The sequence below is a fragment of the Neobacillus ginsengisoli genome, from assembly GCF_030813055.1.
This window is the reverse complement of the sequence record NZ_JAUSTW010000001.1, coordinates 361,358-374,499: the sequence shown is the minus strand read 5'-3', so window position 1 is coordinate 374,499 and position 13,142 is coordinate 361,358. Positions and strand designations below refer to the sequence as shown.

Below are 13,142 nucleotides of genomic sequence, written 5' to 3'. Positions count from 1 at the left end.
AAACGTTATACTTTAATAGCAATATTATATACTAATTATTTTTTGCGGAAAAGAGGCGGAGCTTCGCTAAAGAAAAAGGTGCGGAATTTTCCGCACCTTTTTCTTAAAAGATAATCTTCTCTTGAATAAAGCTAACAAGATCTGCGATTGGGATTCGTTTTTGTTCCATCGTGTCCCGATCACGAACGGTTACCATTTTGTCTTCCTTGGAATCAAAATCATACGTAATACAGAACGGAGTACCTATTTCATCATGGCGGCGATACCGTTTACCGATAGAACCCGCTTCATCATAATCGACCAAGAAATGCTTCGACAATTCACCGAATACCTCTCTAGCTTCATCGGACAATTTCTTTGATAATGGAAGCACTGCAGCCTTGAATGGTGCTAATGCAGGGTGGAAATGCATAACCGTTCTGCATGTTCCATCCTCCAGTTGCTCTTCGTCATAGGCATCGATCAAGAATGCTAAAGTTACCCGGTCTGCTCCCAATGATGGCTCAATACAGTATGGGATATATCTTTCATTTGTTTCCGGATCAAGGTAATTAAAGTCTTCACCGGAAAATTGCATATGCTGCTTCAAATCATAATCTGTTCTTGATGCAACACCCCATAACTCTCCCCATCCAAACGGGAATTTAAATTCAAAATCGGTAGTAGCATTGCTGTAGTGAGATAGTTCATCTTCAGAATGGTCACGAAGTCTTAAATTTTCACGATTAAGACCTAATGAAAGCAGCCATTTTTCAGCAAATTGCTTCCAATAATTGAACCATTCCAATTCCTCACCTGGTTTACAGAAAAATTCTAATTCCATTTGTTCGAATTCTCTTGTACGGAAAGTAAAATTACCCGGAGTAATTTCGTTACGAAAGCTTTTTCCAATTTGTGCAATACCAAATGGTAATTTCTTTCTCATCGTACGCTGTACATTCTTAAAATTAACAAAAATACCTTGGGCGGTTTCAGGACGAAGGAAGATTTCATTCGTGCTTGTTTCTGTTACACCTTGAAATGTTTTAAACATTAAATTAAATTGGCGAATGCCGGTGAAATCATGACTTCCGCAGTCCGGACAAGCAATATTATGCTCTTTTACTAATTCCTCCATTTTTTCAAATGGCAATCCATCGACAATCATCTCAATGCCCTTTTCCTCAAGAGCATTTTCAATTAATTTATCAGCACGATGACGTGCTTTACAATTTTTACAATCAATCATCGGGTCATTAAAATTTCCGATATGTCCGGAAGCTTCCCATGTTCTTGGATTCATTAAGATGCTGGCATCCAAGCCTACATTGTAAGGTGATTCCTGAACAAATTTTTTCCACCAAGCCTGTTTAATATTATTTTTAAATTCAACGCCTAACGGGCCATAATCCCATGTGTTTGCAAGACCGCCGTAAATTTCTGAACCTGGAAAAATAAAGCCTCTGTGTTTTGCATGTGAAACTATTTGCTCCATTGTTACCTTCATTGTAATTCGCTCCTTTTAAAAAAATATATCGGGGCTGACCACTATGGAAAGCTCCTTAGAATAATCATCGCAGGAACAAGCTTTGCTTGTTCCGAAGGCGCTTCCGCTATTAAATAAAAAAACTCCCATCCCTATGCTCATAAAGCATAGGGACGAGAGTTACCCGCGGTTCCACCCTATTTGCTGCAAAGTGCAGCCTCTTTAAAATGTGTAAACAAACACATGATTGCTCAGGAATGCCTTCCTTAGTTCCCTATACCCTAGCTTACACCGTCCTAGGTTCGCTTTTATAGAATTTACTAAGTACTATTTTCCGTCACTGCAACTATTCTTATTAAAAAAATATTAACGAAAACTTAAAAAATTGTCAACAAGTCATCTATAAAAGATTTCGAAATTGATCCATCGAACTGAGAAATTTTTTTGTTTTTAGATATAAACCTGAATATTCTTCGTAATAGGCTGAAATCACTTTTTTTAACTCAATCTTTGTTTCTTGTTTTACTGAAATATTTCCTAACCTTGAAAGATCAAAATAATAAAATAGCCGTAATAGTTTTACAGTTGCCTGTGATATTTTCAAATGGTATGGGTCTTTATCGAGACATCGATGACAGATAATACCACCCTCTCTAATGGAAAAAGAAAAAAGTCCGTCTGTACTGCCGCAAACGGAACATTGATTTAATATTGGATACATTCCCAAAACATTTAGCATCTTCATTTCATAAATATTCATCAATACATCAGGGTCAAAGCCTTCATTCATGTAATTTAATGTTTGATAAAGTAATTCAAAATGAAAAGGGTTTGGTTTTTTTTCCTCTGTACATTTATCCGTTAATTCGACAATATAGCTGGCATATGCCGTTAAAAAGATGTCTTCACCAATAGAACGCATGGAGGTGATGATTTCCCCTTGCTGCACACTTCCCAGGCCTGTTCCTTTTTGTACAAGATAATACCCATGAGTAAATAGCTGGGAAATGGAGGAGAGGCGGCTATTGGGCTTTTTAGCGCCCCGTGCCATTACGCCAATCTTCCCCCATTCCCGTGTATATAAAGTAACAATTTTATTGGTTTCTCCATAATCTGTTGTTCTAATAACGATGCCTTCACATTTTTGAAGCATTTAAATCACATCCTGTGCAGGCTAAAGACATTATTATGAAATTGGAAAATCTATTTGTGCTAGCTCTTCATTCAGATTTCCGGGTATTTCTTGGTTTTCCTTCTCAAGCTCTTTAAAGAGAAGATATGTGTCAATATTCCCTGTCTGGGTAAATACTTTCCACGTAAAATCCATCATCGAAAACCCCACCTTTCATTATTTAGACTAGCCTTTTTAAAAATCCCAAACCTTACAATTATCATAGCCTGTCTTTCCAAAATCATAAGACGAAAAATTTGTTAATGTTGTCCATGCATATTTTTATATATAAGGTAATATTTTAGATAGGGTTATTAATCAATATTCATCTTCATTAAAGCCGAAATCGCGCAGCTGGGACATTTTATTTCGCCAATCTTTCTGGACTTTAACCCAAAGTTCTAGGAATACTTTTGACCCTAGGAGATTTTCTATATCCACTCGGGCACGCATCCCTATTTCCTTTAGCATACTGCCTTTCTTTCCGATAATAATTCCTTTCTGTGAATCTCTTTCAACAATGACCGTTGCCATCACATTGATGATGTCCTTACCCTCCGGTCGCTCAATTTTATCAAGAACAACCGCCAAAGAGTGAGGAATTTCTTCCCTTGTTAAATGAAGCGCTTTTTCCCTAATTAACTCTGTAATGATAAATCTTTCAGGATGATCGGTAACTTGGTCAGCAGGATAATATTGCGGTCCTTCCGGCAAGTAAGTTTTGATTTGTTCCAAAAGTCGATCAACATTATTCCCTTCAAGTGCCGATATAGGAACAACCTCTTTAAAAGGATATTTTTCTTTATATGATTCAATAATCGGTAATAAATTATCCGGATGTATTTGATCGATTTTATTGATAACCAGAAAGATAGGCGTGTTAACTGTTTGGAATTTTTCAAGGATAAATTCTTCACCGCGTCCAAATCCTTCTTCTGCGTTAACCATAAATAAAATTAAATCCACTTCTTTTAATGTGTTTTGTGCAACCTTCATCATAAAATCGCCCAATTTGTGTTTTGGTTTATGAATACCCGGTGTATCAATAAAAATCATTTGTGTATTTTCCAATGTCAAAACACCTTGAATTTTATTGCGTGTAGTTTGGGGTTTATCACTCATAATAGCGATTTTTTGGCCAATGACCCGATTAAGAAATGTCGATTTCCCTACATTCGGTCTACCAATTATGGAAATAAATCCTGACTTATAACCCTTGTTTTCATCCCAATTATTTAACATGGAGATCCTCCGATGAAAAAGCCCCCGGCAACAATTCTTCAACAGTCATTTCTTTAATATCTCCATTAAGATTTGTTAAAACGACTTTCATGTCTCTTGGGCATAATTCAGAAATTACTTGGCGGCATGCACCGCACGGAGAGCAAGGGCGATCTGTATCGGCAACGACTGCGAGCAGTTGAAAATCTCGATCACCTTCTGAATATGCTTTAAAAATAGCGGTTCTTTCGGCACAATTGCACATACTGTAAGCTGCATTTTCTATGTTACAACCTCGATAAACTTTTCCGTCTTTTGTTAAAATAGCTGCTCCTACTCCAAATTTAGAATATGGAACATAAGCTTTTTCTCTTGCTATCTTTGCTTCTTCAATTAATTGATCAATGTTCAAGCGTCTTCTTCCCTTCCAGCAGGTATCTGCTGTTATCTATATTTTACCTCAAAAAACAGATAAAAACATTACTTGTAGCAAAAATGTAATAAAAAATTTAGAATTTTCTCACAAATTAAACTGACTAATAATTCTTATTGATAAATCATTTTAACGGAATGATAATCTCTTTTCAAATTCCCCAAAACCCCTTTATCGTGAAAGTATTGTTAACATATAAGGCAAAAAAATAACAATTCCAATCACTATAGAAACAATCGCATAGATAAAGACCGCACCGGCGGCCAAATCTTTTGCTTGTTTCGCTAAAGAAAGGTATTCCTCTGTTACAAGATCCACTACACGTTCAATTGCTGAATTTACTAATTCTAAGGCAAATATGCCGCCAATCACCAGTAGGATAATAAGCCATTCAATCGTGGATATTGAGAAAAAAATCGAACAACAAATAACGATGACAGAACTAACCAAATGAATCCTCATATTCCTTTCCGCCATGATCGCAGTTCGGATGCCATTGATTGCAAAAGAGAAGGATGCCATCAAAGAATTGCCTTTTCGTTTACCGTGTGAGCCCATATTGGTTTAAAATATCCTTCTGCAGTGTAAACATTATTTTTTCGTCAGCCTCTGTCATATGGTCATAGCCTAAAAGATGTAGAAAACCATGAACAGATAGAAAGCCAAGTTCACGTAAAAAGGAATGACCGTATTCTTCTGCCTGTTCCTTTGCTTTTGGAACCGAGATAATAATATCACCTAACACACGAGGCATCTCACCGCCAACTAATTCCACTTCCCCTTCACCAAGTTCCTCCATGGCAAACGAGATAACGTCTGTGGGAGTATCTTTGTCACGATATTCACGGTTAATCTCCTGAATTCGTTCGTTTGAAACAAATGTAACGGAAACTTCACTTTGTTCTTCAACGTTTTCTTTTTTTGCGGCAAAATTTAATAATTTTTCTATTTCAAGAATATGTTCCTCTGTTAATTCATCAGTTTCATCTAAAAAATCAATCATTAAATTCAAGCTTCTTTCACCTTCTTCGTCAATTCTGGATATTCAATCCTTGAATGGAAAATCCCCTTTAATGTTTCACATAAAGTGTGGGTCACAGTTTCAAGTTCCTTTAATGTTAGGTCACATTCATTCAATTGTCCATCCTGGAGCCGGTCTGCAACGATTTTTTTCACTAGCGACTCAATTAATTCAGGGGTAGGCGATGTCAATGAACGCACAGCTGCCTCGACACTATCAGCTATTCCGACAATTGCAGATTCCTTTGACTGAGCTTTAGGGCCCGGATACCGAAAATCCTCTTCCTTAGTTTCGGCTCCATTCTGAATAGCCTTATGATAAAAAAATTTAAGAAGGGTTGTTCCATGATGCTGTTCAGCAATTTCAATCAGTTCTTTTGGCATGTGGTATTTCTTTAAAATATTGGAGCCTTCTGTCACATGATCAATGATGATGTTCGCGCTTTTATCCGGCGGCAGACGGTCATGCGGATTATCAAGGTGCATCTGATTTTCGATAAAGAAGTTAGGTCGTCTGGTTTTACCAATATCATGATAATAGCTGCCAACCCTTGCCAAAAGACCATTTGCCCCAATTGCCTCACATGCGGATTCCGCCAGGTTGGCTACCATCACACTATGATGATAAGTGCCGGGGGCCTCCATTAAAATCTTCCTAAGAAGCGGATGGTTTGGATTCGATAGTTCAATAAGTCTCATGGTTGATAGAATTCCAAAGCTTGCCTCAAAGAAAGGCAATAATCCGATTGTTAAAACCGCAGAAGCAATCCCTGAAACAATGGCAGTTAAAAAATAATACCCATATTCGAGACCGGAAAATTGTCCATTAGGCAAAAGCATTAAGGTCCAAATCGTAAGGAGATTAACCGCGGCAGCAAATGATCCGGCTTGCAAAATTTTTGACCTTTGATTTTGATTACTTAAAAAAAGGATACCTGCTAACGCACTGAAGAGAATATAGATCCCTTCCGAAAAATTAAGTGTGCCTGTAACACCTTCATTGAAAACTACGCTTCCGCAGACAGCCAAAATGATAGACATGAGGACCGCAAGCTTTTCATCAATTAATATTTTAATTAGCATACCGCCCATGGCAGCAGGAAACAAATAGCCAATGCCGGAATAATTAAATATTTGGAGCAAGCTAACTATTTTTAAAATAAAAATAGACAGGATGAAAATAATTCCAAATAAGAGTAAATGGGTTTGTCTCTTTTCCGGATCAGTTTTCATTTGATAAAAGTAATAATAGATCGCTGAAACAATGAGGATAGTAAAAAATGCTAAGCCGATAAAAGGCTTAAAAGATTTTTCATTCGCCAGTAAACCGACAAGCTTTAGCTGTCGATATATTTCCCGGTTAATTAATGCTCCTTCTTCAACAATTATTTGCCCTTGAAGAATCTTAACCGGCTCAACACTTTCCGCTGCTTGCTGTCGTAATTCTTCTGTTGCAACCGGATCATAAAATTCATTCTGGATAATTGCATATCTGCCTAATTCAATTGCCGCACTTTTTAAATCATCATTCAAAGTAGAATATTTTAATTCTTCTTCTACTCTTTTTTTAGCATTTTCAACATCATCTGCTGAAATTCTTTTGGTCATCACATTGTTAATTGCTGTTACTGTCAGATCCTTAGCGATTGATAATTCTTCTTTGCTAGCTTGGACTATTCCTGAAAAAACCTGGTCAGAAAGATCCTTTGTCACACTCGGGGTCAATTTTGATTTTAACTTTGCTACTTTTTCGGGAACACTTGGCTCTGTTACTTTCATAGATTTATCTGTAGACGCTTCAGACTGTTTCTTCAGATCCTCTTTTATTTCGTCATTCACTTCAGAAGCAGAATCAAATATAGAGGTTATTAAGTCAACTCGATTTTGAGTATACTCCTTTTTTAAGGTGTATACATCTTGTACCTGATCCAACGCTTCTTTACGCTTTTTTTCAGTACTTTCTTTATCCTCAACTGTCCCGGGCGAACGTATTGTTTTTTGGGCAATCGAAAACAAATTTAAATCCAGTTTTTCAGGTTTTACATTATTAAACATTGCCGCATAAAGAACAATTCCTAAAACAAGAAAAGATAAAACTCGAAAAAAAGTAATATCGAGGAGCTTCCGTATCTGAATGAAGTGCTGCTGAAGTTTTTCCAATTAAATCCCTCCACGGCCCCTAAACCATCCAATATACCTTATCGAGGCACTTAGACATCTAATGGGTCTTGCTATCCAAGCTCGAATCATTTTTTTGCAGACGCTGCATTTATTGCAGATTGCAGAAAATACTTATTTTAAATAAATTTTTGTTGACAGTCTGCTTTATGTAAAATGATAACAGTTTTCCCGAGACTTTTCACCTGCTAAAAGAAGAAGATTCATTTTGTAGACTATTCTTAGAAAAAATAAAAAAGATAAACCATTAAATGGTCTATCCTATTTATACTATAGTTTCATTTTTGATCAGTCTTCTTACCGTATGCTTCGATAATCCTACCAACGAGAGGGTGGCGAACTACGTCACTTTGTTCTAAAAACACAAACGAAATCCCCTTTACGTCCGTAAGTATTTCCTCCGCAACAATTAAACCTGATTTTACACCTTTAGGTAAATCCACCTGTGTCCGGTCCCCTGTAATGACCATTTTCGAACCAAACCCAAGACGGGTTAAAAACATTTTCATTTGGGCATGAGTTGTATTTTGAGCTTCGTCTAAAATTACAAAAGCTTCGTCTAATGTCCTGCCCCTCATATAGGCAAGCGGAGCAATCTCAATGGTCCCCCGTTCAATTAATCGCTGGGTATGTTCGGTACCCAGAATATCATGGAGTGCATCATACAATGGCCGTAGGTATGGGTCAACCTTCTCTTTTAAATCCCCCGGAAGAAACCCAAGGCTCTCCCCTGCTTCAACTGCCGGCCTTGTTAAAATTATTCTATTGACCTGACCACTTTTAAGAGCATTAACAGCCATGACGACAGCGAGATAGGTTTTACCTGTTCCTGCAGGTCCAATCCCAAATACTAAGTCATTTTTCTTAATCGCCATCACATATTGTCTTTGCCCGAGCGTCTTTATACGAATCGTTTTCCCTTTTACATTTTTCGCAATTTCCTCATCGTACAAATTCACAAAATAATCCAGAGTACCTTTTTGAGCCATTTGGACCGCATACAGAACATCCCGCTGACTAATATTTACACCCCTGCGGATTAAGAAAATTAGTTTATTTAGGATTTGACCTGCCATTTCTACATGTTCTTTATCACCGGACAAACTAACTGATTCACCCCTGGTGACAATCGAAACATCCAGTTCTTGTTCAATGATTTTAATATTTGAATCCGAGTTCCCTAAAAGTGAAATTGCCTCTGTAGGGTTTTCAAGCTGTACATTTATTGTTTTTAGCTCTTCTGTCATTCATTGAGTCTCCTTGGATATCGGTTGTCCGACAGCAATATTTTCGATTATCTTAAAATGGATATCTAGTATAACTTTACCATTTTCAATTGCTTTGTGTAAAATCATTTGATCTTTAATGATAGCATCTTCATCCAAATGGCTTTTTATTTCTTTTTTAGCCATCTCAAGTGCTATTTGTTCCGCCTCTAAATTTGTATACGTACGGGTAATCTCTTCCCGTTCACGAATGGTTTTGTTAACGTAGGAAATAGGCAGTTCCCATTTTAAGAAATGAATCTTGTGTACATTTTTTTCTGTTTCAGATTCCTTAAATTCTGATTTTCCAAATCCCCAAATCGGCAGGTCAATGTTAGCTATTTCAATGAAGTATTTTTGTTCTTCTTTCCCGTTGAATACTTTAAAATTTGTTTTTAGCGGTAGTTCAACATGGCTCTTATACCACGTCTCCCCCCATACTTCACCTTTTGCAGGTACAAGTTCTGTTTTCCCTTCCTGGCCAATTTCTCCGGATACGAGTAATTGGCCCTTTTGAACATGATCATTTTTAGCAACCACTTGCTGACCTTCATCAATATCCATTCTTACAATGATTGCTTTCTTTTTCGCCACTAGATTCCTAGGTGATAATAGCTCAGGTTTTTTAGGTTCGGTTTTTTCAACAACTTGAAAGTGATAGGTTGTCCCTCTTAATTCTACGCCAACCCATGTAAGGGCACTAATGTTATTAGTCAGCTTCCTTTGAATGGCTTCAACATTGTCTACAAAAAACTGTACCTTTCCAATTTTAACGCCCATCTTGTCCAATTCTTTACGAATTTGATACTCGGTTGCCGGTTTTGCTCCTTTTATTTCAATTCCCCAAATAACATTCGATAAAAACAAAATGATGAGTAAGAAAACGGCTGCCCCTGCCAAAAATCCACTGTTTTTCAACAGCCGTTTTATTAAAAATGGAACACCGCTTCGCTGCAAAAAGGAAATAGCGCATTCACTTTTCCGCACGAAATGTCTAATTTTTTTTGCATCCTGAAGCCTCATTTTAAAAGTGACGGTTTCGGTTCCATGCCGTTTTACATTCCAAATATGGAGACCATTCCTAGTAAGAACGTTTAAAAACCGCTCTATTCCCCTTCCGGATACCTTAACTGTTACCCTGCCATATAAAAATTCGATCCATTGGTTTTTCATTTTGTTCCTCCCGAATTTTCATTTATATAAATGACCTGATCTATTTTTCCTTCCAATAAAATTTCTTCAGGTAAAATAGTTTTTATCACGAATGCTTTACCTTTTATTAATAACTGACCCTGTTTTAACAACAAGCGCAGTTCTTTATCCGTAAAGGTTAATAACCCTCTATGATTTTCAATGTATATATGAATCTGCCCTATCATCGTTATGCGGGGTAAATCCATCATGACATCTTGAGGAAGATCCATTTTTTTTGCCATCCAGCTCCGGACGCGTTGGCCCAATGTTTTTGCCATAAAAAAAGAACCCCCTTTCATCTCATATTTATGAAATAAAAGGGGGTTCTAGCACATCTTTTTCCTTTTTACATCCTTGTTTTATTCAAAAAGGACTTATTTATTTTTTGCAAAATAAGGCTTTTTCGAGCGCGGTTCCCCGAGGATTTCAGACCAGATAATCCCGTTGACCAGTGTTTTCGCATCCGGGATGTCTGAAAAGGCTAATCGTTCTTCCTCTTTTTTGTCGTTTTCGATCTTTTTTACCGGTTCAATTAGTTTTTGTTCAGGAGGGGGAAGAATGACCATTCCAACCGGATTGGCTTCTGACACTTGCTTTATTTTTAAATATTTCTTTTCGATACTTTCCATATTGTCAGGTTGATTTTCTATATTCACAGACGGAATCGTTCTAGTTTGTCTTTGGGGATGATTCGTTGTTTTATTATTATTAAACAGCTCACGAAGGTCATCTATATTATTGAATGAATAGGTTTTTTTTTTGGTTGGTCCCTTATTCCCTTTTGCTTTACTAAAAATGGTTGAGATAATACCTACGATAATCATGAAAATTAACGTATTCAAATTCCACCCTCCTTTTTTTATAAATGTCCGTATGGTGTTTGCTAATTATCGTCCTTCTTCTCACCTGTTATCTTACCTATTGAGCCTCTCATGTCTGTATCAGCGGAAATATTTTTTATGTTCATGTAGTCCATAACACCGATATTTCCTGATTTAAGTGCTTCAGCCATCGCCCGCGGAACTTCCGCTTCAGCCTCCACAACCTTCGCTCTCATTTCTTGTACTTTTGCCTTCATTTCTTGTTCTTGGGCGACAGCCATGGCTCTGCGCTCTTCAGCTTTAGCCTGTGCGATCTTCTTATCCGCTTCGGCCTGTTCAGTTTGTAATTCAGCACCGATGTTTTTACCAACATCAACATCAGCAATGTCAATCGAAAGGATCTCAAACGCAGTACCTGCATCTAGCCCCTTTGAAAGTACTGTTTGCGAAATTAAGTCAGGTTTTTCTAGCACCTTGAAATGGCTGTCCGATGAACCAATTGTAGACACGACTCCTTCACCAACACGGGCTATAACCGTTTCTTCACCCGCACCGCCGACGAGGCGCTCTATATTGGCCCGTACGGTAATTCTTGCTTTTACCTTCACTTCAATTCCGTTCATGGCAACGCCCGGTATAAACGGTGTCTCAATTACTTTTGGGTTTACACTCATTTGCACTGCTTGAAGGACATCACGTCCTGCGAGATCGATCGCCGCGCCTCGTTCGAATGATAGTTCAATATTTGCGCGATGGGCAGCAATAAGCGCATTCACAACACGATCCACATTCCCGCCTGCTAAATAATGACTTTCAAGCTGATTGGTTGTTACATTTAAACCTGCTTTATGGGCCTTAATAAGCGGATTTATGACTCTGCTTGGCGTAACCCTTCGCAGCCTCATCCCCACTAAGGTAAAAATACTCACACGAACTCCTGCTGCAAGGGCAGATATCCATAACATTACCGGAACAAAAGATAATAATATTCCTAAAAATATTAAAGCAACAAATACAATCGCAATTATAAAAATGGTTCCATTCGTTACCAACTCCAAAACCTCCTCCAGATTATATCTCTCGTACAACTATGCGGGCTCCTTCAACCTTAATTACCTTCACTTTTGCGTTTTGATCAATGAATCCGCCTTCACTCACTGCATCGATCCGTTCAGAATTAATAATAACCGTCCCTGCAGGGCGTAAAATAGTTAAAGCTACACCTTCCTTGCCCAATAGGTCAGTACGGTTAATATTCGATACATAGCCGTCTTCTTTCCTGGCTGAATCAAATAAAACCATTTTATTAAAGAGAATTAACTTCTTATCAAAAACTTTAATCATAATAAAGAAAGCAAGAATCGTAAAGAAAAGAGAGATTAGTATAGAAACACCCATTTGCAAGGCATTCCCTCCTGCAATAAAAAGGCTCAAAATTAATATTGCCGTTCCAAGTGTTCCTGAAATCGCTCCGGGTAAAAAGAACTCCAGAAAAATAAGAAGGATGCCTGCTGCAAATAGCAGGAGTGTTCCATATCCAGCCATACCTGCTTGAAAATGTCCATAAAAGAATAACAGTAGCGCCATTACTCCAATAAATCCAGGAACCCCGAATTTAGGAGAAAAAAGCTCGATTACGATACCGACTCCTGCAATCGTTAATAGCACGGTTACTACAATCGGGTCAGTAAGAAACTCTACCATACAACCCCCCCCCTTCTATCTTATCCCTGATGTTAATATGTACGTTCGATATTCAATAAAGTTTCACCTTTTTTAAAGAAAAGCGGAGGCGCCCGTTTAGCGAAGTCTTCTCGTCGCGGGGCGCCGGAGCTAGACAGTAATCGAAGTTCAACATATACTTTTTTAATCTAATGATAAAAACCGTAAGCAAAAATGCTTACGGCCTTGATGTCAGAATACTTATGAAAGGTGTTGTTGTACAAGTTTATTAACAAGTGACCCATCTGCTTTGCCTTTTACCTTCGGCATCAACGCAGCCATCACTTTTCCCATATCCGCTTTTGATGTTGCACCGATATCAGAAATCGTTTCTTTCACGATTTCTGTCAACTCTTCTTCGGAAAGCTGTTTCGGTAAGTACAGTTCAACAAACGTCAATTCTGTACGCAATTTATCAACCAAGTCTTCACGACCTGCTTTATCAAATTCATGGAGGGAGTCTTTGCGTTGTTTTACTTCGCGAGAAAGGACTGTTAACTCATCATTTTCGGATAGCTCTTTCGTACCGAGCTTAATCGCTTCATTTTGCAATGAAGCCTTAACCATCCGAATCACGGAGAGTTTGTCTTTTTCCTTGTTTTTCATCGCTTGTTTCATGTCATTATTTAAACGCTCGAGAAGACTCATAAAT

General features: G+C 37.8%; 15 protein-coding genes and 1 other annotated feature. All 15 genes read right to left on the bottom strand.

Going from position 1 to position 13,142, the window contains the following annotated elements:
• Window positions 1-103 precede the first annotated feature (103 nt).
• The 15 genes from J2S10_RS01940 to J2S10_RS01870 all read right to left on the bottom strand — a co-directional run bounded on the left by J2S10_RS01940 (window position 104) and on the right by J2S10_RS01870 (window position 13,138).
• Window positions 104-1,486, bottom strand: coding sequence for a glycine--tRNA ligase (locus tag J2S10_RS01940; protein ID WP_307404034.1), 1,383 nt, complete (start codon window positions 1,484-1,486; stop codon window positions 104-106).
• Window positions 1,487-1,631: 145 nt separating this feature from the next.
• Window positions 1,632-1,815: a binding site (T-box leader), on the bottom strand.
• Window positions 1,816-1,865: 50 nt separating this feature from the next.
• Window positions 1,866-2,618: a DNA repair protein RecO gene (gene recO, locus J2S10_RS01935; protein WP_307404033.1), complete on the bottom strand. Its 753-nt coding sequence runs from the start codon at window positions 2,616-2,618 to the stop codon at window positions 1,866-1,868.
• Between the two features lie 33 nt (window positions 2,619-2,651).
• Window positions 2,652-2,795: a YqzL family protein gene (locus tag J2S10_RS01930; protein ID WP_307404032.1), complete on the bottom strand. Its 144-nt coding sequence runs from the start codon at window positions 2,793-2,795 to the stop codon at window positions 2,652-2,654.
• A gap of 159 nt (window positions 2,796-2,954) precedes the next feature.
• Window positions 2,955-3,878: a GTPase Era gene (era, locus tag J2S10_RS01925; protein WP_307404031.1), complete on the bottom strand. Its 924-nt coding sequence runs from the start codon at window positions 3,876-3,878 to the stop codon at window positions 2,955-2,957.
• Window positions 3,868-4,269 (bottom strand): cytidine deaminase, encoded by a 402-nt coding sequence (locus tag J2S10_RS01920; protein ID WP_307404030.1) that lies wholly within the window; start codon window positions 4,267-4,269, stop codon window positions 3,868-3,870. The genes era and J2S10_RS01920 overlap by 11 nt, the downstream gene beginning before the upstream one ends.
• 192 nt (window positions 4,270-4,461) lie before the next feature.
• Entirely contained in the window at window positions 4,462-4,812 is a 351-nt protein-coding gene (locus J2S10_RS01915; protein ID WP_307405114.1) for a diacylglycerol kinase family protein, read from the bottom strand.
• A gap of 19 nt (window positions 4,813-4,831) precedes the next feature.
• Window positions 4,832-5,302, bottom strand: a complete 471-nt coding sequence (gene ybeY, locus J2S10_RS01910; RefSeq protein ID WP_307404029.1) for an rRNA maturation RNase YbeY — start codon at window positions 5,300-5,302, stop codon at window positions 4,832-4,834.
• Window positions 5,299-7,470, bottom strand: coding sequence for an HD family phosphohydrolase (locus J2S10_RS01905; protein WP_307404028.1), 2,172 nt, complete (start codon window positions 7,468-7,470; stop codon window positions 5,299-5,301). Before J2S10_RS01905 ends, ybeY begins: the two co-directional genes overlap by 4 nt.
• A 296-nt stretch (window positions 7,471-7,766) precedes the next feature.
• Window positions 7,767-8,735: a PhoH family protein gene (locus tag J2S10_RS01900; protein WP_307404027.1), complete on the bottom strand. Its 969-nt coding sequence runs from the start codon at window positions 8,733-8,735 to the stop codon at window positions 7,767-7,769.
• Window positions 8,736-9,926 carry a sporulation protein YqfD gene (yqfD, locus tag J2S10_RS01895; RefSeq protein WP_307404026.1) on the bottom strand — a complete coding sequence of 397 codons (1,191 nt, stop codon included), beginning with the start codon at window positions 9,924-9,926 and terminating at the stop codon, window positions 8,736-8,738.
• Window positions 9,923-10,225, bottom strand: a complete 303-nt coding sequence (yqfC, locus tag J2S10_RS01890; RefSeq protein WP_307404025.1) for a sporulation protein YqfC — start codon at window positions 10,223-10,225, stop codon at window positions 9,923-9,925. The genes yqfD and yqfC overlap by 4 nt, the downstream gene beginning before the upstream one ends.
• A 96-nt stretch (window positions 10,226-10,321) precedes the next feature.
• Entirely contained in the window at window positions 10,322-10,789 is a 468-nt protein-coding gene (locus J2S10_RS01885) for a hypothetical protein (RefSeq protein WP_307404024.1), read from the bottom strand.
• 41 nt (window positions 10,790-10,830) lie between these two features.
• Window positions 10,831-11,820 carry a flotillin-like protein FloA gene (gene floA, locus J2S10_RS01880; protein ID WP_307404023.1) on the bottom strand — a complete coding sequence of 330 codons (990 nt, stop codon included), beginning with the start codon at window positions 11,818-11,820 and terminating at the stop codon, window positions 10,831-10,833.
• 19 nt (window positions 11,821-11,839) lie between these two features.
• Window positions 11,840-12,472 carry an NfeD family protein gene (locus J2S10_RS01875; protein ID WP_307404022.1) on the bottom strand — a complete coding sequence of 211 codons (633 nt, stop codon included), beginning with the start codon at window positions 12,470-12,472 and terminating at the stop codon, window positions 11,840-11,842.
• Window positions 12,473-12,691: 219 nt separating this feature from the next.
• The gene (locus tag J2S10_RS01870) at window positions 12,692-13,138 is read right to left on the bottom strand and encodes a GatB/YqeY domain-containing protein (RefSeq protein WP_307404021.1); all 447 of its coding nucleotides are present in this window, start codon (window positions 13,136-13,138) and stop codon (window positions 12,692-12,694) included.
• Between the last annotated feature and the right edge of the window lie 4 nt (window positions 13,139-13,142).